Origin of the sequence: Methylomicrobium lacus LW14, assembly GCF_000527095.1 — a bacterium.
GTDB lineage: Bacteria > Pseudomonadota > Gammaproteobacteria > Methylococcales > Methylomonadaceae > Methylomicrobium > Methylomicrobium lacus.
The window spans coordinates 2,599,290-2,621,078 of the sequence record NZ_AZUN01000001.1 but is presented as its reverse complement, the minus strand read 5'-3'; the positions used below and the strand labels follow the sequence as shown (position 1 = coordinate 2,621,078).

The 21,789-nt window shown below is 56.2% G+C and carries 22 protein-coding genes; 18 read left to right on the top strand and 4 right to left on the bottom strand.

Annotated elements, in window-relative coordinates:
• The first annotated feature begins 59 nt into the window (after nucleotides 1-59).
• Nucleotides 60-422: a DUF4870 family protein gene (locus METLA_RS0111955; protein ID WP_024298774.1), complete on the top strand. Its 363-nt coding sequence runs from the start codon at nucleotides 60-62 to the stop codon at nucleotides 420-422.
• A 19-nt stretch (nucleotides 423-441) separates the two neighbouring features.
• Here the strand turns inward: METLA_RS0111955 and ampD are convergent, their stop codons facing one another.
• Nucleotides 442-996, bottom strand: coding sequence for a 1,6-anhydro-N-acetylmuramyl-L-alanine amidase AmpD (ampD, locus tag METLA_RS0111950; RefSeq protein ID WP_024298773.1), 555 nt, complete (start codon nucleotides 994-996; stop codon nucleotides 442-444).
• Nucleotides 997-1,358: 362 nt separating this feature from the next.
• Here ampD and METLA_RS0111940 point away from each other — a divergent pair, with 362 nt between their 5' ends.
• The 6 genes from METLA_RS0111940 to METLA_RS0111915 all read left to right on the top strand — a co-directional run bounded on the left by METLA_RS0111940 (nucleotide 1,359) and on the right by METLA_RS0111915 (nucleotide 6,539).
• Nucleotides 1,359-2,435 (top strand): lytic murein transglycosylase, encoded by a 1,077-nt coding sequence (locus METLA_RS0111940; RefSeq protein ID WP_245598786.1) that lies wholly within the window; start codon nucleotides 1,359-1,361, stop codon nucleotides 2,433-2,435.
• A gap of 145 nt (nucleotides 2,436-2,580) precedes the next feature.
• Entirely contained in the window at nucleotides 2,581-3,411 is an 831-nt protein-coding gene (gene nadC / locus METLA_RS0111935) for a carboxylating nicotinate-nucleotide diphosphorylase (protein ID WP_024298771.1), read from the top strand.
• Nucleotides 3,408-3,890, top strand: a complete 483-nt coding sequence (locus METLA_RS0111930; RefSeq protein WP_024298770.1) for a flavin reductase family protein — start codon at nucleotides 3,408-3,410, stop codon at nucleotides 3,888-3,890. The genes nadC and METLA_RS0111930 overlap by 4 nt, the downstream gene beginning before the upstream one ends.
• 104 nt (nucleotides 3,891-3,994) lie before the next feature.
• A complete protein-coding gene (locus METLA_RS0111925) occupies nucleotides 3,995-4,591 on the top strand; it encodes a Uma2 family endonuclease (protein WP_024298769.1) in 597 nt (198 codons plus the stop codon).
• Between the two features lie 26 nt (nucleotides 4,592-4,617).
• Nucleotides 4,618-5,202: an isochorismatase family protein gene (locus METLA_RS0111920; RefSeq protein WP_024298768.1), complete on the top strand. Its 585-nt coding sequence runs from the start codon at nucleotides 4,618-4,620 to the stop codon at nucleotides 5,200-5,202.
• Nucleotides 5,199-6,539: a nicotinate phosphoribosyltransferase gene (locus tag METLA_RS0111915; protein ID WP_024298767.1), complete on the top strand. Its 1,341-nt coding sequence runs from the start codon at nucleotides 5,199-5,201 to the stop codon at nucleotides 6,537-6,539. The genes METLA_RS0111920 and METLA_RS0111915 overlap by 4 nt, the downstream gene beginning before the upstream one ends.
• Nucleotides 6,540-6,559: 20 nt before the next feature.
• Here the strand turns inward: METLA_RS0111915 and METLA_RS0111905 are convergent, their stop codons facing one another.
• Entirely contained in the window at nucleotides 6,560-7,240 is a 681-nt protein-coding gene (locus METLA_RS0111905) for an ERCC4 domain-containing protein (protein WP_024298766.1), read from the bottom strand.
• 211 nt (nucleotides 7,241-7,451) lie between these two features.
• Here METLA_RS0111905 and relB point away from each other — a divergent pair, with 211 nt between their 5' ends.
• From relB to METLA_RS0111845, 11 genes are all read left to right on the top strand, one after another.
• Nucleotides 7,452-7,676: a type II toxin-antitoxin system RelB family antitoxin gene (gene relB / locus METLA_RS0111895; protein ID WP_024298765.1), complete on the top strand. Its 225-nt coding sequence runs from the start codon at nucleotides 7,452-7,454 to the stop codon at nucleotides 7,674-7,676.
• On the top strand, nucleotides 7,660-7,935 hold the full coding sequence (locus METLA_RS0111890) for a type II toxin-antitoxin system RelE family toxin (RefSeq protein ID WP_024298764.1): 276 nt from the start codon (nucleotides 7,660-7,662) through the stop codon (nucleotides 7,933-7,935). Before relB ends, METLA_RS0111890 begins: the two co-directional genes overlap by 17 nt.
• A gap of 205 nt (nucleotides 7,936-8,140) precedes the next feature.
• A complete protein-coding gene (gene gyrA / locus METLA_RS0111885) occupies nucleotides 8,141-10,795 on the top strand; it encodes a DNA gyrase subunit A (RefSeq protein WP_024298763.1) in 2,655 nt (884 codons plus the stop codon).
• Between the two features lie 2 nt (nucleotides 10,796-10,797).
• The gene (gene serC, locus METLA_RS0111880) at nucleotides 10,798-11,877 is read left to right on the top strand and encodes a 3-phosphoserine/phosphohydroxythreonine transaminase (RefSeq protein ID WP_024298762.1); all 1,080 of its coding nucleotides are present in this window, start codon (nucleotides 10,798-10,800) and stop codon (nucleotides 11,875-11,877) included.
• A 28-nt stretch (nucleotides 11,878-11,905) separates the two neighbouring features.
• Nucleotides 11,906-12,991 carry a prephenate dehydratase gene (pheA, locus tag METLA_RS0111875; protein WP_024298761.1) on the top strand — a complete coding sequence of 362 codons (1,086 nt, stop codon included), beginning with the start codon at nucleotides 11,906-11,908 and terminating at the stop codon, nucleotides 12,989-12,991.
• Between the two features lie 39 nt (nucleotides 12,992-13,030).
• Complete coding sequence (gene hisC, locus METLA_RS0111870; protein WP_024298760.1) at nucleotides 13,031-14,143, top strand: histidinol-phosphate transaminase; 1,113 nt, start codon at nucleotides 13,031-13,033, stop codon at nucleotides 14,141-14,143.
• A gap of 5 nt (nucleotides 14,144-14,148) precedes the next feature.
• Entirely contained in the window at nucleotides 14,149-15,024 is an 876-nt protein-coding gene (locus METLA_RS0111865; protein WP_024298759.1) for a prephenate dehydrogenase/arogenate dehydrogenase family protein, read from the top strand.
• Nucleotide 15,025: 1 nt separating this feature from the next.
• Nucleotides 15,026-16,348, top strand: coding sequence for a 3-phosphoshikimate 1-carboxyvinyltransferase (aroA, locus tag METLA_RS0111860; protein WP_024298758.1), 1,323 nt, complete (start codon nucleotides 15,026-15,028; stop codon nucleotides 16,346-16,348).
• Nucleotides 16,345-17,007: a (d)CMP kinase gene (gene cmk, locus METLA_RS0111855; RefSeq protein WP_024298757.1), complete on the top strand. Its 663-nt coding sequence runs from the start codon at nucleotides 16,345-16,347 to the stop codon at nucleotides 17,005-17,007. Before aroA ends, cmk begins: the two co-directional genes overlap by 4 nt.
• Nucleotides 17,008-17,099: 92 nt before the next feature.
• The gene (gene rpsA / locus METLA_RS0111850) at nucleotides 17,100-18,758 is read left to right on the top strand and encodes a 30S ribosomal protein S1 (RefSeq protein ID WP_024298756.1); all 1,659 of its coding nucleotides are present in this window, start codon (nucleotides 17,100-17,102) and stop codon (nucleotides 18,756-18,758) included.
• A 69-nt stretch (nucleotides 18,759-18,827) separates the two neighbouring features.
• Complete coding sequence (locus METLA_RS0111845; protein ID WP_024298755.1) at nucleotides 18,828-19,133, top strand: integration host factor subunit beta; 306 nt, start codon at nucleotides 18,828-18,830, stop codon at nucleotides 19,131-19,133.
• A 334-nt stretch (nucleotides 19,134-19,467) separates the two neighbouring features.
• Here METLA_RS0111845 and METLA_RS0111840 read toward each other — a convergent pair whose 3' ends face one another.
• The gene (locus METLA_RS0111840) at nucleotides 19,468-19,947 is read right to left on the bottom strand and encodes an FKBP-type peptidyl-prolyl cis-trans isomerase (RefSeq protein ID WP_024298754.1); all 480 of its coding nucleotides are present in this window, start codon (nucleotides 19,945-19,947) and stop codon (nucleotides 19,468-19,470) included.
• Nucleotides 19,948-20,049: 102 nt separating this feature from the next.
• Nucleotides 20,050-21,711: an ATP-binding protein gene (locus tag METLA_RS0111835; RefSeq protein WP_024298753.1), complete on the bottom strand. Its 1,662-nt coding sequence runs from the start codon at nucleotides 21,709-21,711 to the stop codon at nucleotides 20,050-20,052.
• Nucleotides 21,712-21,789 lie beyond the last annotated feature (78 nt).

Genomic DNA, 21,789 nt, shown 5'->3' with positions numbered 1-21,789 from the left:
GTTTGGACGTTGCTTCATTGCATGATCGACAGACTTTATCACTGACTCAGGAGTTCACCATGAGCGAATCGACGCAACCAGACGATGCCGAAAAAATGGCGTCCTTAAAAACGCTGACCGGAATCGTCTACCTATGCCAGGTGTTGGCGTTCGGTTTTGCCGGCGTGACCTTGCTGATAGGCATCGTGATCAATTTCATGAAGCGGGACGAGGTCAAGGGTACCTGGCTCGAATCGCATTTCGAATGGCAAATCAATACGGTGTGGATTACTTTGGCAGGATTTGCGGTGGCCGGCTTTTTGATGTTTTCCGGCATCGGCTATTTTCTTTTATTGCCTATTCTCTTGCTGCTGATTTACCGGATCGTGATCGGCTGGATGGCATGGACTGCCGAAAAACCGGTCGAGCATCTCTATAAATAGAGTGCGTTTCCGCCGCGGCTCAGCCGGCAGCCGCGTCCAGCAATTGCCGCAATTTTGCCCAATCAAATGCCGCGCCGGGATCGGTCTTGCGTCCCGGCGCTATATCGCTGTGGCCGGTGATACGCTGCTTCGATAGCTTCGGATAGGCCTTCAATAAGGCGGTTATCGCCGCCGCCAACATGCTATATTGCGCTTCGGTATAAGGCATCTCCTCGGCGCCTTCCAGTTCAATCCCGATCGAAAACTCATTGCAGCGTTCGCGTCCCTGATACGACGAGACCCCGGCGTGCCAGGCGCGTTTGTCGAACGGAACGTATTGCGTGACTTCACCGCCGCGTTTGATCAGCAAATGCGCCGAGACCTGCAAGCGATGAATGCTCTCGAAATACGGATGGGCCGCAGGGTCCAGTCGGTTGCAGAATAATTGGTCAATGTAGGCGTAGCCGAACTCTCCCGGCGGCAGGCTGATGCAATGAATCACGATCAGCGAAATATCGTCCGGGTCAGCTCTGTCATCAAAATTAGGTGATTCAATCCGGACCGCTCCGGTCAGCCAGTGCCGATCTATTCGCATGGGAAAGGAAAAGTGTGAAAAAAGTGAGTCGCCTGACGCAGCCATTGCCGATGGGCTCTTCTATTATTTCTCGAAAACCGTGTCGAAGCCAGTCATAAACAATGCCAAATGAACAAAGATGCTGCGATTTTGGCTTTAGAATCCCTAAAGCACGCAAGGAATAGGTCAAACGGTCTGAAAATAGGTTGTTGGCCGGCAAAAATGATGAAAAAATATCCACAATGATTACCGGCCAATTGGCCGGGAACGGGCTGGCTACGGATGACTATAACTTTGTGCGCTGAGCGAAGCAAGCTGAAAAAGTCAGAGGCTAAGCTTTTCGCTCGCCTACCGGAAAATAATTACACGAATTGAGGCTCAACTTGACTACCCGAATTTTTAAGCATTTCCCTATTGCGGCAATGTCCGCGCTGCTCGCCAGTTGCGCCGGCGAGGGGCCAAGACCGTACGAACAATACGGCTACCAAAGGCCGCAAGCGCCGGCCTCGAGGCCCGTCATGCAGCCGCCCGTCGCGCAATATCCGGGGGGGCATAGTCAGGCGTCGCCCTCTCGTGGCTATTCGTCAGGGGGGCTTGCCGGCACTTACGCCAATTACCCCGCCGTGCGCGGCTTTATTCAAGATATGGTGCGCAAGCACGGGTTTTCGGAAAGCTATCTGAACGGGCTGTTTTCCCGCGCCAACCGTCTCGATTCGGTGATCCGTCTGGAAAGCCCGGAACCTTCGCAGGGGCCTTCCAAGCCCGGCAGTTGGACGCGCTATCGGAACAAGTTTCTGACCGCGCAGCATATCGAAAACGGGGCGAACTTCTGGCTCGAGAATGCGGACGTGTTGCGCAAGGCCAGCGCTTCATACGGCGTCGATCAGGAATACATCGTCGCGATCATCGGCGTCGAAACCTATTTCGGCCGCAATTTCGGAAAAACGAATATCTTCGATTCATTGACGACGCTGTCGTTCGACACCCACCGGCGTTCGCAATTTTTCATGTCCGAACTCGAAAGCTTCTTGCTGATGGCGCGCGAGGAAGATTTCGATCCGCGCGAACCGGAAGGCTCCTGGGCCGGCGCGATGGGCTACGGACAATTCATGCCGAGCAGCTTCCGCCGTCTGGCGATCGATTTCAATCACGATGGAAAGCGCAATCTTTGGCATCCGCATGATGCGATCGGCAGCGTCGCGCATTATTTTTCGAAGAGCGGCTGGCATTATAATGGCCAGGTCGCCAGGCCGAGCAACGGCGAGCGAAATGCTGATGGCGTAATCGAATTGAGCGCCTACGAAGGCAACGAATACTGGCGCATCTTTCCCAATTTCAAGGTGATCAAACGCTATAACAACAGCAACAAATATGCGATGGCCGTGCATCAACTGGCGCAGGCGATCAAGCAGCGCGTGGCGAGTTCGGGGGCTTTGATGCGTGCCTCCAGTGCGAGATAATCACCTTAACCTACTTATGCTTGACGCCACTGCCATTAAGTGAAAGATGGCCAGTCCCTTCTCCCCCCGGGAGAAGGAGAAAGCGGCCTTAACTTAATGGTATTGGTGCGTGGCGTGGGAATGCACTAAATTCTAAAAGCTCTCAATGACATCACTAAAAGCGTTAGATATAAAACCCTATCTCGAAGAAGACATCGGCTCCGGCGACATCACCGCCGCGATCATTCCGGAGACCGTCACCGCCGAAGCGGAGGTTTTGACCCGAGAGGCGATGGTGCTGTGCGGACAGGCCTGGTTCGATACGGTCTTCAAGGAACTGGACCCGCGCGTCCGGATCGATTGGCTGTGCGCGGAAGGCGAGGCGGTCGATGCCGGCGTCACCTTATGCCGGCTCGGAGGTCCGGCCCGCGCGCTGCTGACCGGCGAACGCACCGCGCTGAACCTACTGCAAACTTTGTCGGCGACCGCGACCGTTGCGCGGCGCTATGCCGAGGCGGTGGCCGGAACCGGCTGCAAGGTGCTCGATACCCGTAAAACGATCCCGGGGCTCAGGCAGGCGCAAAAATACGCGGTCGCGGTCGGCGGCTGCCATAATCACCGCATCGGCTTGTACGACGGCGTATTGATCAAGGAAAACCATGTCATGACGGCGGGCTCGATCAGCGCGGCGATCCGGATCGCGCGCGAGCTGACCGCGGTGCCGGTCGAAGTCGAGGTCGAAACCCTGGAGCAATTGCAGGAAGCGCTCGCGGCCAAACCCGACCGCATCATGCTGGATAATTTCAGCCTCGACGACCTGCGCAGCGCGGTCAACATCACGGCCGGCCGGGTCGAGCTCGAAGCCTCCGGCAACATCGGCCTGGATAACATTCGCACGATCGCCGAAACCGGCGTCGATTTCATCTCGATCGGCGCGCTGACCAAGCATGTGAAGGCGGTCGATTTGTCGATGCGGATCAAGCTGGCGCACGGATGATCGACAATCCCGACCAGCTTGCAAAACTGATCAGCCACGGCGTCTATGTGATCGGCGTCAGCGACGGCGAGCGTCAAAACGCCTTCACCGCCGCCTGGGTGATGCAGGTCTCCTTCGATCCTTTTCTGTTGGCGGTCAGCATCAATCCCGAGCATTATTCCTATCAATTGCTCAAGGCCGGCGGCATTTGCACGGTCAACGTGCTGGGGCGGGATCAATATGCCGTCGCGGAGCATTTCGGCCGCTCGGTCAAGGACAAGATGGCCGGTTTCGACTGGCGTACCGGAGTAACCGGCGCGCCTGCACTCAGTTGCGGTCTGGCCTATTTCGATTGTCGGGTCAGTCATTATGCCGAGGCCGGCGATCACCAGATCGCGGTCTGCGAGGTGCTGGCCGGCGCTATGCTGCATGCGGGGCAGCCGCTGCTTTACAACCAGACCGGCGACCTGGACGGCAGCAGCGAGTTTTATAAGACATAATACAGCGCGCTGCCGGTTTAAAGTTCGTCCCGTCAGTATTCTTTCGAGTTAGCCGGAGGATTATAATGGCGGACGCAACTCAGTCGAGCCCAGGAGATCGAGTCATGGCCTTACAGAAGGTACACGAAGAAATTGATCTGACCGAGGAAGAGTATCTCAAATCCGAGCTGACTTCCGACATCAAGCACGAATTCATCGACGGCCAGGTTTATGCGATGGCCGGCGCTGGGTATAACCATAACTGCATTGCCGGCAATGTCTTCCGGAAATTCGGCAACCACCTCGAAGGCAATCCCTGTACGCCTTTCATGGCCGACATGAAGGTCCGGCTCGGCAAGGATTACGTGTACCCGGACGTGGTCGTCGATTGCAGCAAGATGAGCGGTGCCGACACCTATTCAGAAAATCCGCTGCTGATCGTCGAAGTCTTGTCCCGGTCGACCCGCAAGACCGATGCAACCATAAAACTGCTGCGCTATATCAACCTGCCGTCCGTGCAGGAATATGTGATGATTGAATCGGACTTCGTGTCGGTGCAAGTGCTGCGCAGGCATAAACATTGGCTGTCCGAATATTATTTCCTGGGCGATTCGGTAACGTTCGAATCGATCGGACTGACGCTGACGGTCGAAGAAATCTATGACCGCGTGGACAATGCCGATATGAATGAATTCCGGCAGGAAATGCAGTCTAAAGAGTAGATGACATTTCCAACGGTTTTCGCATCATGAAATCAGAAGCTATCGAGACCCGCGATGCCTTGCTGATCATCGATATTCAGAACGACTTCCTGCCCGGCGGCAGCCTTGCGGTATCCGGAAGCGAGCAAATCATTCCTGCCATCAATCGCTGCATCGAGAAATTCAACACGCTCGGCCATCCTATCTTTCTGACGCGCGACTGGCATCCGGTCGATCATTGGTCTTTTGCCGGGCAGGGCGGGCCGTGGCCGCCGCATTGCGTCGCGGAGACATTCGGCGCCGAATTTTCGGCGAGTCTGTTGCAACCGAAGACGGTGCAAGTGATTTCCAAAGGCGTGCGGCGTGAAAGCGAGGGGTACTCGGATTTCGAGGTCCCGGATTTACGGGCGAAACTCGAACGCGCCGGCATAAGTCGGCTCTTCGTCGCCGGTTTGGCGTCCGATTATTGCGTCTTGCGCACCGTGCTCGACGCACTGAAACTGGGCTATCAGGTTTTTTTATTGCAGGATGCTGTGCGCGCGGTCAATGTGAAGCCCGATGACGGCGACAGGGCCTTGCAGACGATGCGGCAAAACGGCGCCCAATTGATCAGCTCGGACCAAATTTCATGATCGCAAGCGGCGCGTTGTTGACCGATCTTTACCAGTTGACGATGCTGCAAGGCTATTATCGGCAGCACATGCAGGACACCGCCGTATTCGAATTGTTCGTGCGGAGGCTTCCGGCCAGCCGTGGATTTTTGGTCGCGGCGGGGCTCGAACAGGCGGTCGATTATCTGCGAAATTTGCGATTTACGTCCGCCGAGTTGGGCTGGCTAGAAAGTACGCGATTTTTCAAAACGGATTTCTTGCGGCATCTCGAACAATTTCGTTTTACCGGCGACGTGCATGCGATGCCGGAAGGCACCATGTTTTTTCCGAACGAGCCGATCCTGCGCATCACCGCGCCGATCGCCGAAGCGCAATTCGTCGAAAGCCGGCTGATCAATATCCTGCATTTCCAGACCCTGATCGCCTCGAAAGCGGCGCGTTCGGTGCTGCTCGCGCCGGATAAAAAGCTGGTCGAATTCGGTTTTCGCCGCGCGCATGGTGGCGAGGCCGGGCTGTTGGCGGCCCGGGCCTCCTATCTGGCCGGTTTCAGCGGCACCGCGACGGTCGCCGGCGGCCGGCATTTCGGCATTCCGGTGGTCGGCACGATGGCGCATTCTTTTATCCAGGCGCATCAAAACGAAAGCGAGGCTTTCGAGCATTTCGCTCTCGCCAATCCCGGCAATGTGGTGCTGCTGATCGATACCTACGATACCGAAGCCGGCGCGCAGAAAGTCGTCGAACTCGCGCCGAAACTGGCGGCCCTGGGCATTCCGATCAAGGGCGTGCGGCTCGACAGCGGCGATCTGGCCGCGCATGCGCGCCATGTGCGCGCCATACTCGATGCGGCCGGTCTCGATGAAACGACCATTTTTGCCAGCGGCAATATCGACGAATACAGTCTTGAACAATTGATCCTGGAACGCGCGCCGATCGACGGCTTCGGCATCGGCACCCATCTCGACACCTCCGAGGATGCGCCGTATCTGGACTGCGCCTACAAACTGCAGGAATATGCAGGCATCCCGCGCCGCAAGCGTTCCGAAGGCAAGGCGACCTGGCCCGGAACCAAACAGGTGTATCGGCGCTTCGATGCTGACGGTAAGTTGGCCGGCGATACGATCACGCTGGCCGATGCGTCTTGCGAGGGGAAACCGTTGCTCAAGGCGATTATGCAGGAAGGCAAACTGGTCGAGCCGCTGCCGGCGCTTGAACAGAGCAGGGCGTATGCGAAAGAGCAATTAAGCCGTTTGCCGGACGGTTTGCGGGTATTGAAAAATGCGCCGGTTTATCCGGTGCATTTTTCCCCGGAACTGCGAGAACTGACCGAGCGCATGGATATGGACACCGAACTTCATTAAAGAAAAAAACAGTGTTGACTTTATACGGGCGGGTTAATTGTGGAATAGTTCGCCAATTGTTCGCCGACAGCCCAGCGAATCGATTTTGCCCGTTTCGCACCAATTCCGGCAACCTCCAACAAGGCTTGCTCGTCGGCCGTGAGAACGGCTTCAATGCTGCCGAATGCTTCCAATAGGTTATAAGCGATGTCCGGACCTATTCCGGGGAGCGATTGGAGTATCCGCAGTTGGGTTTTGCGTTTGCCTTTGGGGCGCTTGCCTTTGAGCAGTCGGGGCGGCGTCTGCCGGGCAATTTGGTCGAACTGGCGGGCAGCGTAAAGCATCAGTCTTGCGCTTTCTTCGGCGTCGGCGGAACGCAGTAAGGGAATGCCGAGAAAAAGGGTGAGACTGATAATCGCTCCTTGTAAGGCCTCGCGCCGCATGCCGCTCTCGGACAGATCATGCGGGCGTCCTTCGAGGATGATGGCCTTATGAAGCGGCGATGCGGCGAGGCGATTACCTTGTTCGAATAATCGGCCGTCCTTCAGGGAAACGGCGAAATCGTGTAGCGTTTTTCGCTCGAACAACAGTCTTTCGTTTAGTAGGTAATCGCCCACGGCCAGACGACGCACCGAAACCTCGGTTCCGTTTTGCCTTCTAAACGCTTCGATGACGCCGGATTGGCTTTCGCGGTCATCGGCGATAATTTGAATCGTTGACATGAGGCTAACTCGATGATTTGCTCGGCGCGGCGGATGGCTTGACTTCATCGACCGATATTATAATGGCGTGAAATCCGAACTCGCATCCGAATTCAAACGCGAATACATCGGCGGCCAGACTCATGCTATGGCCGGCGCGGGATATAGCCACAGCTGCAATTAGTGCGATAATGTTATACTTGTATAACATGTATTGATAGAGGATATGCCCATGTTAGCGATACGACTGCCTGAGGACCTGGAAAAACGTCTGGATTCACTCGCAAAACTGACAGGACGGAGCAAATCGTTTTATGCACGGCAAGCCATCGAGCAGCACTTGGACGATATGGAAGACGTTTATCTGGCCGAACAGCGTTTGACTGAAATTCGCGCCGGGCGAACGCAAACCATTCCGCTCGAAGAGGTGCTGAAACAATATGGTTTGGAAGATTGAGTTCGACCCGGCCGCGGAGCGCGAACTGGCGAAATTGGATAGAACGGTTGCCCGCAGAATTTTAAAGTTTCTCACTGAGCGGCTTGCGCAATCGGATAACCCGCGCAGCTTGGGCGCCCCTTTGACGGGATCAAAGCTTGGCGATTTTTGGAAATACCGCATCGGGAAATATCGCGTTATCGCCCATATCGAAGACGACATTATGACTGTGCTGGTTTTGAAAGTAGATATGCGGAGCGATGTGTATAAGCAACAATAAGCCTCATAACATGGCTAGGCCTGCATCGCCTGGGCGCTTACAAACTTCGACGAACAAAGCGAAATTTGCTACAATGCGCGGGTTAATTACCGATTCAACCTGATCTTTCCGCAGCACATCGCCGGCGTGTCTGGGAAGGAATGTAGGAACCAGCAGGGCCGGTCAGCGCAAACAGCGTGGCGGCTTTGCTTAGAATGAAGTGGCCATGTCAAACTACGCGAAAGAAATCATTCCTGTAAATCTTGAAGACGAGATGCGGCAGTCCTATCTCGATTACGCGATGAGCGTGATCGTCGGGCGCGCCTTGCCGGATGTCAGGGACGGCCTGAAGCCGGTGCACCGCCGCGTGCTGTATGCGATGAGCGAGCTCGGCAATGACTGGAACAAGCCTTATAAAAAATCCGCGCGCGTCGTCGGTGACGTGATCGGTAAATACCACCCCCACGGCGACACCGCGGTCTATGACACGATCGTGCGGATGGCGCAGCCGTTTTCGATGCGTTACATGCTGATCGACGGCCAGGGCAACTTCGGCTCGGTCGATGGCGATTCCCCCGCCGCGATGCGTTATACCGAAGTGCGGATGGCGAAGATTTCGCATGAATTGCTCGCCGATCTGGACAAGGAAACGGTCGATTTCATTCCGAACTACGACGAGTCCGAGTCCGAGCCGAGAGTGCTGCCGACCCGAATTCCGACCTTGCTGATCAACGGCTCTTCCGGCATCGCGGTCGGCATGGCGACCAATATTCCGCCGCATAATCTGAACGAAGTGATCGGCGCCTGTCTGGCGTTGATCGATAATCCCGAAACCACGATCCGCGAACTGATAGAGCACCTGCCGGGGCCGGATTTCCCGACCGCCGGCATCATCAACGGCGCCTCCGGCATTTACAGCGCCTATACGACCGGCCGCGGCAAGATTTATCTGCGCGCGCGCTGCCATTTCGAAGACATCGGCGACAGCAGCCGCCAGGCGATCATAGCGACCGAACTGCCGTATCAGGTCAACAAGGCGAATTTGCAGATCAAGATTGCCGAACTGGTCAAGGAAGGCAAGATCGAAGGCATTTCCGCTATTCGCGACGAGTCCGACAAAGACGGCATGCGCCTGGTGATCGAGCTGCGCCGCGGCGAGATGCCCGAAGTCGTGTTGAACAATCTGTACAAGCAGACCCAGTTCCAGACCGTGTTCGGGATCAACATGGTCGCGCTGCTCGACGGCCGTCCGCACTGCCTGAATCTGAAAGAGATTCTGAGCGCGTTCATCGATCACCGCCGCGAGATCGTCACGCGCCGGACCGTCTACAACCTGCGCAAGGCCAGAGAGCGGGCGCATATTTTGGAAGGTCTCGCGATCGCGCTGGCGAACATCGATGAGATGATCGAACTGATCAAGACCTCGGCGAGTCCTGCGGAGGCGAAGGCCGGCTTGTTGGCCAGAACCTGGAATGCCGGGCTGGTCGCATCCCTGCTCGATCGCGCCGATTCCGACCGTTCGCGTCCGGAAGACTTGCCGCCCGAGTTCGGCATCGTAGGCGGCATGTACCGTCTTTCCGAGGCTCAGGCGCAGGCGATTCTGGAACTGCGTCTGCACCGTCTGACCGGACTCGAACAGGACAAGATCGTCGATGAATACCGGGAATTGCTGAGGCTGATCGACGGCTATCTGGAAATCCTGGGCAGCGACATTCGCTTGATGGAAGTCGTGCGTGAAGAGCTGGTCGAGATTCTGAACAATTACAGCGACGAACGCCGCACCGAAATCATTCAGGACCGCCTGGACTTGTCCGAAGAGGATCTGATCACCGAGGAAGACATGGTGGTCACGATGTCGCACGAGGGTTACGTGAAGGCTCAGCCGCTCACCGACTACAAGGCGCAGCGGCGTGGCGGCCGCGGCAAAATGGCGATCGCGACCAAGCAGGAAGATTTTGTCGATAAACTGATCGTCGCCAACAGCCACGATACGATTCTGTGTTTCTCATCGCTCGGCAAGGCCTACTGGCTTAGGGTGTATCAATTGCCGATCGCCAGCCGCACCTCGCGCGGCAAGCCGTTCGTGAATCTGCTGCCGCTGGAGCAGGGCGAAAAGATCAATGCGATGCTGCCGGTTCAGGAGTTCAGCGAAAATAAGTATATTTTCATGGCGACCTCGCTGGGCACGGTCAAGAAGACGCCGTTGAACGAATTCGAACGCCAGCGTACCGGCGGCAAGATCGCGGTTGATTTGCAGGAAGGCGATCGCTTGGTCGGCGTCGCGATCACCGACGGCAGCCAGAATGTTTTAATGTTCAGCAGCGACGGCAAGGCGGTCTGCTTCAACGAAACCGACGTCAGGCCGATGGGCCGCAACGCGGCCGGCGTGCGCGGCATGCGCCTGGCGGCAGAACAAGAGGTCATTTCGTTGATCATCGGCACCGAAGGCACGGTCTTGAACATCACCGAAAACGGCTACGGCAAGCGCACCCGGCTCGAGGAATTCCCCTGCCATAACCGCGGCGGTCAGGGCGTGATCGCTATTCAAACCTCGGAGCGCAACGGCGCCGTGGTGGGTGCGGTGCTGGTCAACGATCTGGATGAAATCATGCTGATCACCGACGGCGGCATTTTGGTGCGCACTCCGGTCGAAGGCATCTCGGTCGTCGGCCGCAACACGCAGGGCGTCACGATCATTCGTCTGGATAAAAAGGAAAAGGTGATCGGCGTCGATCGGATCGAAGGCCTGGCCGGCGAAGAGGACGATGAAGATGTCGATGTCGATGAAGTCGTCGGCGAACAAGGCAGCAACGAACAAGAGACTGCATCGGATCAGGATGCGGACGATACAGACAGCGAATTGGAATCAGGAGAAGAGTGATCATGTCACGAGTTTTTAATTTTAGCGCCGGCCCCTCGGCATTCCCCGAAGAAGTGTTGGTCCAGGCGCGCGATGAAATGATCGAATGGCGGGACAGCGGCATGTCGGTGATGGAAATGAGCCATCGCGGCAAGTTTTTCTCGATCATCGCCGAAGAGCTGGAACAGGATTTGCGCGAATTGATGGCGATTCCGGAAAATTATAAGGTGCTGTTCCTGCAAGGCGGAGCGACCGCGCAGTTCTCGATGATTCCGCAAAACATTCTGCAAGGCAAGACCAAGGCCTGCTATGTAAACACCGGCGCCTGGTCCGAAAAGGCGATCAAGGATGCGGGCAATTATTGCGAGGTCGTGCTCAGCGCGAATTCCGAAGCGTCCAAGTTTACGACGATTCCGGACGTAGCCGGCTGGGCTATCGATCAGGACGCGGCGTATCTGCACTATACCTCGAACGAAACGATCCACGGCGTCGAATTCCAGTCTATCCCGGACAGCCAAGGGCTGACCCTGGTGTCCGACATGTCGTCGAACATCCTGTCGCGTTCGGTCGATGTAAGCCAATTCGGCATCATCTATGCCGGTACGCAAAAGAACATGGGACCCGCCGGTGTGACGGTCGTGATCGTGCGCGACGATCTGATCGGCCATGCACCGAAAACGACGCCGCAGGTATTCAATTATGCGGATCAGGCCAAGAACGGTTCGATGCTGAATACGCCGGCGACCTACAACTGGTATCTGGTCGGCCTGGTGCTGAAATGGTTGAAGGCGCAGGGCGGCGTGGCCGCGATCGAACAGCGCAATATCGCGAAAAGCGCGCTGTTGTATGATCTGATCGACAAATCATCCCTATATAACAACCCTGTCGATGTGCCTTACCGCTCGCGGATGAACGTGCCGTTCATCCTGAAAGATCAGGCGCTCGACAAGCCTTTCCTGGCGGCGGCGGAAGCGAACGGACTGTTCGAGCTGAAAGGCCACCGTTCGGTCGGCGGCATGCGCGCGAGCATCTACAACGCGATGCCTGAGGCCGGCGTGAAGGCCTTGCGCGAGTTCATGGCCGAGTTCGAAAGAACGCACTAAGCTCAGGTCGAAGCCGGAGGGAGCCCCTATGTCGTCTGTCAGACCTCTTGCGGAAATCAGAACCGAAATCGATGCGATCGATGCGGAAATTCTGCAACTGATCAATCGGCGTGCACAATGCGCGGAGGAGGTTGCGAAGACCAAGATCGCCGAAGGCGAGCAGGGCACGTTTTACCGGCCCGACCGTGAAGCGTTGGTGTTGAGGCGGATTCAAGATTTGAATCAGGGACCGCTGCCGGATCATACCGCGATGCGCTTCTTCCGCGAGTTGATGTCGGCTTGTCTCGCGCTCGAAAAGCCGCTCGAAGTGGCTTTTTTGGGCCCTGAAGGCACTTTTTCCCAGCAGGCGGTGTTCAAGCATTTCGGCTCCTCGGTGAATACGATACCGGTCGCGGCGATCGGCGATGTGTTCAACGCGGTCGAGCTGGGCAAGTGCCATTTCGGCGTGGTGCCGGTCGAAAACTCGACCGAAGGTGTGATCAATCATACGCTGGACCGCTTTCTGATTTCGCCGTTGAAAATCTGCGGCGAGGTCGAAGTGCGCGTGCATCAAAACTTGATGGGGCATGCCGAGTCGCTGGCCGGGATTACCGAGATTTTTTCGCATCAGCAGTCGCTGGCGCAGTGCCGGCTTTGGCTCGATAAGCATCTGCCTCAGGCGAAGGTGACCGCGGTCAGCAGCAATGCGGAGGCCGCGCGTCTGGCGTCGAGCAATAAACACACCGCCGCGATCGCAGGACTGGCGGCGGCCGAGGTTTATCAGTTGCCGGTGCTCGAAAATAATATCGAGGACCAAGAGAACAATACGACCCGCTTCATCGTGATCGGCAAGCAGGATTCCGCTTCGACCGGCAAGGATAAAACTTCATTGGTATTTTCGACCGGCAACCAGCCGGGTGCGCTGTATCGGGCGCTGGAGTCGTTTGCGAAATTCGGCATCGGCATGGTCAATATCGAATCGCGGCCGTCTCGTCAGGGCTTATGGGAATATGTGTTTTTCATCGACATCGACGGCCATAGCGAAGACCCGAAGGTCGCGGAAGCCTTGGCCCTGTTGAAAGCCAATGTGAACATGCTCAAATTGCTCGGCTCCTATCCGAAGGCCGTGCTTTGATTTTTTCGGCTTAGTGCCGCGACCAGACAACGAGACCTTATGACCACAGCGCTATCCATTTCCCAACTTGCCGTTGCCGGCGTCCAACAACTGGTTCCTTATGTGCCCGGCAAACCGATCGAAGAATTGCAGCGCGAGTTAGGGCTTGAGCGCGTGGTTAAGCTCGCATCGAATGAGAATCCGTTGGGGCCGAGCACGAAAGCGTTGGCCGCGATGCGAAAGACATTGTCGGAATTGGCGTTATATCCGGACGGCAGCGGTTTCAGTTTGAAAAATGCCTTGGCGAAGAAGTTCAACGTCGAGCCTGCGCAAATCACGCTCGGCAACGGCTCGAACGAAATTCTGGAACTGGTCGCGCGGGCATTTTTGGCGCCCGGCCTGAATGCGGTTTTTTCCCGGCATGCCTTCGCGGTCTATCCGATCGTGACCCAGGCCGTCGGCGCCAAGTCGGTCGTCGCGCCGGCGGTGAATTACGGACACGATTTGCAGGCGATCCGGGCGCGGGTGAATGCCGAGACCCGCGTGGTGTTCATCGCGAATCCGAACAATCCGACCGGCACGCTGCTGCCGCAGTCGCAACTGGAAGAATTCATCAAATCGCTGCCGGCAAGTTGCATCTGCGTACTCGATGAGGCCTATTACGAATTCGTGCACCGCAAGGGCGAGCAGGATGCGATCGACTGGCTCGGTCAATGCCCGAACCTGGTGGTCGCGCGCACCTTCTCGAAGGCTTACGGCCTGGCCGGACTGCGCATCGGTTACTGTTTATCGAGCCCTGAAATGGCCGATATTCTGAACCGGGTCCGGCAGCCGTTCAATAACAACTCGCTGGCCCTGGCCGCCGCCGAAGCCGCGCTCGACGACAGCGAGCATCTGCAAAATACGATCAAAAACAATACGCTCGGCATGAAGCAGCTGACCGAAGGTTTCAAGAACCTCGGCCTCGGCTGGATTCCGTCGGCCGGCAATTTCGTTTCGGTCGATCTGAGCGAGCCCGCAGCGCCGGTCTATGCGGCCTTGCTCCGCAAGGGCGTGATTGTCCGACCGGTCGCAAATTACGAAATGCCGAATCACCTTCGGATCAGCATCGGCACCCAGGAAGAAAACAACCTGTTCTTGCAGGCGCTGACCGAGTGCTTGAATAATGCCTAAATTTCATGTTTAACCGCCTCTGCATCATCGGCGTCGGCCTGATCGGCGGTTCGATCGCGCGCGCGGCGCGCAGCTGCGGCCTGGCCGCCAGCATCGTCGGTTACGGCCGCGAACAGGAGCGGCAGAACCTCGAAACCGCGAAACGCCTGGGTGTGATCGACGAGTACTTTCTCGATATCGAGTTGGCTCTCGAAGGCACGGATGCAGTCGTGGTCGCGGTGCCGGTCGGCGCGGTCGAATCGGTGTTTGCTCTGCTGAAACCGTATTGGTCGAATGCTTGCGTCTACAGCGATGTCGGCAGCACCAAGAGCAATGTGATCGCGGCCGCCGAGCGTGTGTTCGGCCGCGTTCCGGGCAATCTGGTGCCCGCGCATCCGATCGCGGGCGCCGAAAACAGCGGCGTCGAAGCCGCGCTGCCGGACTTGTTTCTGCGCCGGCGCCTGATCATCACCCCGCTCGATCATACCGAACCTGCCGCACTGAACAAAATTCAAATTTTTTGGGAGCGCATCGGCTCGCTGGTGTCGGTGATGAGCGCGGAGCATCACGACGCGGTATTGGCCGCGACCAGCCATTTGCCGCATCTGCTCGCGTTCGCACTGGTCGACATGCTCGGGCGGCAAGACGAACAGTGCGAAATCTTCAAATACGCGGCCGGCGGTTTTCGCGATTTTACCCGCATCGCCTCGAGCGACCCGACCATGTGGCGGGACATCTGCACGGCGAACAAAGACCAGTTGATCCCGCTGCTGCATCAGCTGAAGACCGAATTGGACAAGATTGAACAACTGCTGGCGGACAACGACGGCCGGCGCCTTTTTGAAACCTTCTCGTATGCCAAAAATGCACGGCAACGCTTTTTAGACCAGTTAGAAAATTAATATGAGCAAATCCATTACTTTCAAAGTCAATCCGGGCGGCAGTTTACAGGGCGAGGCGCGGGTGCCGGGGGATAAATCGGTTTCACACCGATCGATCATGCTGGGCTCCCTGGCCGAGGGCGTCACCCATGTGAAGGGCTTTCTCGAAGCGGAAGATGCGCTGGCGACCCTGCAGGCGTTTCGCGACATGGGCGTCAAGATCGAAGGCCCGGTCAACGGCGAGCTGACGATTTACGGCGTCGGCAAGCATGGTTTAAAAGCGCCGGAAAAAGAATTGTATCTCGGCAATTCCGGCACCTCGATGCGTTTGCTCAGCGGTCTTTTGTCAGGGCAGGCGTTCGATTCGGTGTTGACCGGCGACAAGTCGCTGTCGGGCCGGCCGATGAAGCGGGTCACCGAGCCGTTGAAAGCGATGGGCGCGGAGATCAAAACCACCGAAAAAGGCACGGCGCCGTTATATATCACCGGCAAGGCCGGGCAAATGCAGGGCATCGATTACACGATGCCGATGGCGAGCGCGCAGGTTAAATCCTGCCTGCTGCTGGCCGGCATGTACGCGCAAGGAGACACTTCGGTGACCGAGCCGGCGCCGACGCGCGATCACACCGAACGGATGTTGTCAGGCTTCAACTATCCGGTCAAAAAAGAAGGCAACAAGGTCACGATCAATGCGAACGGCAAGCTGACCGCCTGCGAAATCGACGTGCCGAGCGATATTTCCTCGGCCGCGTTTTTCCTGGTCGGCGCGTCGATTGCGCCGGGTTCCGATCTGCTTTTGAAGCATGTCGGCATCAATCCGACCCGTACCGGCGTGATCGACATCTTGAAATTGATGGGCGCGAAGATCGAAGTTTTGAACGAACGTGTCGTTGGCGGGGAACCTGTCGCCGATTTGCATGTCCAATATAGTCAATTAAAAGGCATCGATATTCCGGAAGCACTGGTGCCTCTGGCGATCGATGAATTTCCGGTGCTGTTTGTCGCGGCGGCCTCTGCGGAAGGGCGAACCCGCCTGACCGGCGCGGAAGAGCTTCGGGTCAAGGAATCGGACCGGATTCAGGTGATGGCCGACGGCCTCAAGATTTTGGGCGTCGATGCCGAGCCGACTCCGGACGGCATGGTAATTCAAGGCGGGAACCCGATCGGCGGCGGCACGGTCGAATCGCACGGCGATCACCGGATTGCGATGGCGTTTTCGATCGCTGGCCTGCGCGCGAACGCTCCGATCACGATCCTGGACTGCCTGAACGTGAATACCTCGTTTCCTGAATTCAAGGACCTGGTTAAACGGCTCGGTCTCGACATCAGCGTCCTGGAGGCATGATGATTCCGGTGCTGACGATCGACGGGCCGAGCGGCGCCGGCAAAGGCACGGTCAGCCGGCTGGCGGCGAAAAGGCTCGGCTGGCATTATCTGGACAGCGGCTCGATTTACCGCGCGCTGGGGCTGGCTGTGACCCAACAAGGTGTGGATCTTGCCGATGCAGCCGCGGTCGCCGGCGTGGCGAAAGCGATGCAATTGGAATTTGAGTGCGACGAGGAGTTAGCCGTTAGACTGGGCGGCATTGATGTGACCGCCGAGATTCCATTGGAAAGCACAGGCAGTATCGCATCGACCGTTGCCGCGATTCCCGACGTTCGCCGGGTGCTGCTGCAAAAGCAGCGCGATTTCAAGCAGTTGCCAGGCTTGGTCGCGGATGGTCGGGACATGGGCACGGTCGTATTTCCGGAAGCCTCTTTCAAGGTGTTTTTGACCGCGAGCGCCTCCGAAAGGGGGTTGCGGCGCTATAAACAGTTGAAAGAAAAAGGAATTGATGCTAACCTAGAACAAATAACCAACGAGATAGAAGAGCGCGATCGCCGCGACAGGGAACGGGCAACGGCCCCTCTCGCGATGGCGAGCGATGCGCTTTATCTCGATTCTTCCGATATGACGATTGACTCAGTCGTCGAGGAAATCCTGAATTTAGTCCGCAAGGGTTAAAAGAACGGCCGCAATCCTGAGATTAGCGGTTTTTTTCAACTTTGACATTAATTATGCCGGCCGTGTTTTTGGGTTGGCGGGATACAAACAAAATGAGCGAAAGCTTTGCTGCGTTACTTGAAGAAAGTTTAAACAAGACCAAAATGTCGCCGGGCGACATGCTGATCGGTACCGTTGTTGATATTGAAAATGACATGATCATTGTCAGCACGCATGCCAAATCGGAAGGCGTGATTCCGAAGTGGCAATTTTTGAACAACGATGGCGAACTGGAAGTCCAGATCGGCGACGAAGTCGAAGTCGCGCTGGATCTGTTCGAAGACGGCTTGGGAGCTACTCTTCTGTCGCGCGACAAAGCGAAGAGAAATAAGGCTTGGGCCGAACTCGAAAACGCCTTCGAAAAAAGCGAGACCGTTGTGGGCCGCATCAACGGCAAAGTCCGTGGTGGTTTCACCGTGGCGGTTGGCGCGTTGCGTGCCTTCTTGCCGGGTTCTTTGGTCGACGTGCGTCCTATCCGCGATACCGCGTTCCTGGAAAATCGCGACCTCGAGTTCAAGGTCATTAAGATCGACCAAAAACGCAATAACGTCGTTCTGTCTCGCCGCGCTGTCGTCGAAAAGGAATACAGCGTCGAAAGAGAAGAATTGCTGAAGACGCTCGAAGAAGGCGCAGTCGTGACCGGTATCGTGAAGAACCTGACCGACTACGGCGCGTTCATCGACCTCGGTGGCATCGACGGCTTGCTGCACATCACCGATATGGCATGGCGCCGTGTCCGTCATCCTTCCGAATGCGTCGAGATCGGCCAGGAAGTCAAGGTCAAGGTTCTGAAATACGACAAAGACAAGAACCGCGTCTCTCTGGGCATGAAGCAAATGGGTGAAGACCCATGGCAAAACATCGGCCGCCGTTATCCTGCCGGCCATCGCGTATTCGGTAAGGTCAACAACCTGACCGATTACGGCTGCTTCGTCGAGATCGAAGAAGGCGTCGAAGGCTTGGTACACGTCTCCGAAATGGACTGGACCAACAAGAACGTCAATCCTTCCAAGATCGTTCAATTGGGCGACGAAGTCGAAGTGATGATCCTCGAAATCGACGAAGAACGCCGCCGTATTTCTCTGGGTATGAAGCAATGCAAAATCAACCCATGGGATGAATTTGCGGCAACTCATAACAAAGGCGACAAGATTTCGGGCAAGATCAAATCGATCACCGATTTTGGTATCTTCATCGGTCTGGATGGCGGCATCGACGGTCTGGTACATATGTCCGACATTTCTTGGGCCGACGACGGCGAAACCGCGGTACGCGACTACAAGAAAGGCGACGAGATCGAAACGGTCATCTTGGCTGTCGATCCAGAGCGTGAACGTATCTCTTTGGGCATCAAGCAACTGGAGCAAGACCCGTTCCAAAACTTCCTGGCGACCCATGAAAAAGGTAGCCTGGTCAGAGGCGTGATTAAGGAAGTCGATGCGAAAGGTGCGGTCGTGACGCTGGCCGACTATGTCGAAGGCTATATCCGTGCTTCCGAAATTCAACGCGACCGCGTCGAAGATGCGCGCACGCTGTTGAAAGAAGGCGAAACGATCGAAGCCAAATTCATCGGTGTGGACAAGAAGAGCAAGTCAATTTCTTTGTCGATCAAAGCGAAGGATCAGGACGAAGAGTCAACCGCCCTTAAGGATTACACACAACAATCGGCTACGCCGACGTTGGGTGACCTGTTCAAGCAAATTGAAAAATAAACACCATCGATCCGGGACGCGCCGTCTGGCGCGTCCCATTCATGTTATTAATTTTTCGCAGGATTGAATGTGACAAAATCCGAGTTAATCGAAGCATTGGCCAGACAGCAGCCGCATCTGGCAATCAAGGATGTCGAACTGGCGGTCAAATGCATCATCGAAAAAATGAACCACGCCCTGTCAACCGGTGACCGGATCGAAATCAGAGGCTTTGGCAGTTTTTCACTGCATATGCGTCCGCCGCGCATGGGGCGTAACCCTAAAACCGGCGAATCGGTTGCTCTGTCTAAGAAATATGTTCCGCATTTCAAACCCGGCAAGGAATTGCGGGATCGTGTGGACAGCTCTGCCGGCGAATTTGAAATTTCCGGCTAACCGTCAGCGGTTTACCAAAATCCCTACCGTTTTTTCAATTCAATCAGACTGTTTCGACGAAGCATCGGCTTTTACAGTCGAATGTGAGTGGTAAGGTAAGCAACGACAGTCTTTGAAGCCTATTGATTCCGGGATGTCTGGAATCATACGTACTTGGGTGCTGGGGTAAGGAGCGAGCGATTCGCTCCTTCTCTCTAGGGGCTATCGAGAGAAGTTTTAAAAGCGGTGTATTTTGCTGGAATCGGGAAACTCAGCCGGCTTCCAGCTATTCAATCGAAGACGCAGGATGCGACAGACTGGGTCGGCGCATCCTGCAAGCTAGCGTTGTTTTCGCTTAATGATCGCAGCTGGCGCCGTGAATATGGCCATGCTCCAGCTCTTCGCGCGTAGCCTCTCTGACATCGACGATTTCGACATCGAAGGTCAACGGCATGCCCGCCAGCGGATGGTTGCCGTCGATCGTGATATCATCGCCGTCGATATCCACGATCGCGACGATGCCGGGGCCCGCGCTGACATCGGCATGAAACTGCATGCCGACTTCGAGTTGGTCGACGCCTTCAAACATCGAACGCGGAATCACCTGCACCCGTTCAGGCATGAATTCGCCGTAAGCGTCTTCGGCAGGAACCCGCACGGTGAATTGTTCGCCGACCTCTTTGCCGGCCAATGCTTGTTCGAGTCCGGAAATGATGTTGCCTTTGCCGTGCAGATAGACCAGAGCGTCGCTACCGATGGAGCTATCGATCACTTCGCCTTCGTCATTGGTCAGCGTATAGTGGATCGAAACCGCCATATTGTTAGCTACTTGCATGTTGTAACCCTATAAAAATAAAAACTTCTATCATATCGGTTTAATCCGCATTTGTCAGAAAAATATTGCGATATATCAGTAAGAAAGGTTTCGTTTTAGGATTTACTTCCGCGTCTGTGTGCGCCACAAATTGACGATGTCTTCCACGTCGAGATCGACTTTGCCTTCGCGCCAGCCGGTGAAGTAATCGACGTCGTTACTCTTCGGTTCCGGGTTGGGCCGGTAAATCTGCACCCGCGTCGGCAGCGGCGCGGCTTCCCCTACGACCAGCGCCTCGCCGCGGCCGAGCGAAGTTAGAATATCGGTCAGGTCGCCTTCCGCTTCCGGCACCAGGCCGCGGATATAAGCCTGGTCGTCCGGGTTAGTGGTGCGCAGGCAAATGAACGAGCTGCACTGGGCCAGCATCGTTTCGGACAGTTCGGTCGGACGCTGGCTGACCACGCCGATCGACACGCCGTATTTCCGCCCTTCCTTGGCGATCCGCTCCATCATTTTCTTGGTGCCTTCAAACTGGCCGCCTTTTTCGCGCGGAATGTAGGCATGCGCTTCTTCGCAGATCAGCGTGATCGGGAATTCGCGCCGGTGCGGATTCCAGTAGTTGAATTCATAGGCGAGGCGGCCGACCTGTGCGGACACCGCCGGCCTGACGTCGGTCGGCACCGAGCTTAAATCGACGACCGTGATATTGCCTTTTTTTTCGCCCAGGCCGACAAACTCGCGCAGCAACTCGGCCATGCTTTCGGAGTTGTTCCGGCGTTTGGGTTTCAGCAGAAAGTCATAGCGCACATCGTTGAAGCGGCTCTGCATCCGGATCAGGAATTCGTCGAACTGGCCGAACAACGCGCCCTGGGTCTTGCCAAAATCCTTTCTTTCCTCGTTCGCGGCCTTGAACTGCATATACATTTCGGCCAGCGAGAAATAGATCGGCGTATCGATCGACACGGCCTGTAGCCCGATCTTCTTGGCCTCCTTGCGTTTGAGCTGCTGCAGGATTTCGCGCATGTATGACATCTGGATCGTCGCGCCGCTGTCGCTGCGGTCGATGAACAGGTCGACCAGTTCGGCATAGGTCATCATCCAGTACGGCATCTCCATTTCCATCGCGTCGATGTAATTGACCATGTCGTCCGGAAATGCCGATTGCACTACGCCGTCTGCGTCCTTCCAGCAATATTCGCCGTGCAGATCGAGCATGATCAGATGGGTTCTCGGCATTGCCCGGATCGTATTCTGGATCAGGCTGGTCACAGTCCAGGACTTGCCGGAGCCGGACTGGCCGAGAATCGCGAAATGGCGGCCGAACAGCGCGCGCGGATCTAAACTCAGATGATAATCCTTGTGCGTCGACAACTGGCCGATGTAAAACTGATATTCGCGGAATTTCGAAAAAATCGCGTTGATTTCGTCGAGTCCGACCGCATAAACCTTCGCGCCGGGCGTCGGATAATGGCGCACGCCGCGCACGAACTGGCCGTTGTCCTGAATCTCGCCGACCGGGATTAGCGAAATGAAACGGTCCGACTGGCGCGCGCCGTCGCCGTTATAGCGGTCTTTTTCCCAAATTTTGAACACCAGCGCCAGTACGCCGATAGTGGCCTGGCGGATCACCACATACGAGCCGATATGGCCGGCCAGAATTTCTTCGTTGCCGATTTTAATGATCGGCAACTCGCTGGCGTGTTCCTCGGCGATGCGGGCGTCCATGCCGTCGCCGCGGACTTCGGATAAATAGCCGATATGGATTGGGGCTTGCTGTTCAGACATTGCTTGACTCATCTTGATGGAAAATCTCCATTAAGACTAGTCCAGTTTGGGAGGAGTTGAAGCAGGGGTTGGCGCAAT

Coding starts and splice junctions, on each gene's coding strand:
- METLA_RS0111915 (WP_024298767.1), top strand. CDS start 5,199: ATGATCGCAAGCGGCGCGTTGTTGACCGATCTTTACCAGTTGACGATG.
- METLA_RS0111835 (WP_024298753.1), bottom strand. CDS start 21,711: ATGTCTGAACAGCAAGCCCCAATCCATATCGGCTATTTATCCGAAGTC.
- gyrA (WP_024298763.1), top strand. CDS start 8,141: ATGTCAAACTACGCGAAAGAAATCATTCCTGTAAATCTTGAAGACGAG.
- cmk (WP_024298757.1), top strand. CDS start 16,345: ATGATGATTCCGGTGCTGACGATCGACGGGCCGAGCGGCGCCGGCAAA.
- aroA (WP_024298758.1), top strand. CDS start 15,026: ATGAGCAAATCCATTACTTTCAAAGTCAATCCGGGCGGCAGTTTACAG.
- METLA_RS0111905 (WP_024298766.1), bottom strand. CDS start 7,240: ATGTCAACGATTCAAATTATCGCCGATGACCGCGAAAGCCAATCCGGC.
- METLA_RS0111865 (WP_024298759.1), top strand. CDS start 14,149: ATGTTTAACCGCCTCTGCATCATCGGCGTCGGCCTGATCGGCGGTTCG.
- relB (WP_024298765.1), top strand. CDS start 7,452: ATGTTAGCGATACGACTGCCTGAGGACCTGGAAAAACGTCTGGATTCA.
- serC (WP_024298762.1), top strand. CDS start 10,798: ATGTCACGAGTTTTTAATTTTAGCGCCGGCCCCTCGGCATTCCCCGAA.
- hisC (WP_024298760.1), top strand. CDS start 13,031: ATGACCACAGCGCTATCCATTTCCCAACTTGCCGTTGCCGGCGTCCAA.
- METLA_RS0111840 (WP_024298754.1), bottom strand. CDS start 19,947: ATGCAAGTAGCTAACAATATGGCGGTTTCGATCCACTATACGCTGACC.
- METLA_RS0111955 (WP_024298774.1), top strand. CDS start 60: ATGAGCGAATCGACGCAACCAGACGATGCCGAAAAAATGGCGTCCTTA.
- METLA_RS0111890 (WP_024298764.1), top strand. CDS start 7,660: ATGGTTTGGAAGATTGAGTTCGACCCGGCCGCGGAGCGCGAACTGGCG.
- METLA_RS0111920 (WP_024298768.1), top strand. CDS start 4,618: ATGAAATCAGAAGCTATCGAGACCCGCGATGCCTTGCTGATCATCGAT.
- rpsA (WP_024298756.1), top strand. CDS start 17,100: ATGAGCGAAAGCTTTGCTGCGTTACTTGAAGAAAGTTTAAACAAGACC.
- METLA_RS0111925 (WP_024298769.1), top strand. CDS start 3,995: ATGGCCTTACAGAAGGTACACGAAGAAATTGATCTGACCGAGGAAGAG.
- pheA (WP_024298761.1), top strand. CDS start 11,906: ATGTCGTCTGTCAGACCTCTTGCGGAAATCAGAACCGAAATCGATGCG.
- METLA_RS0111930 (WP_024298770.1), top strand. CDS start 3,408: ATGATCGACAATCCCGACCAGCTTGCAAAACTGATCAGCCACGGCGTC.
- nadC (WP_024298771.1), top strand. CDS start 2,581: ATGACATCACTAAAAGCGTTAGATATAAAACCCTATCTCGAAGAAGAC.
- ampD (WP_024298773.1), bottom strand. CDS start 996: ATGCGAATAGATCGGCACTGGCTGACCGGAGCGGTCCGGATTGAATCA.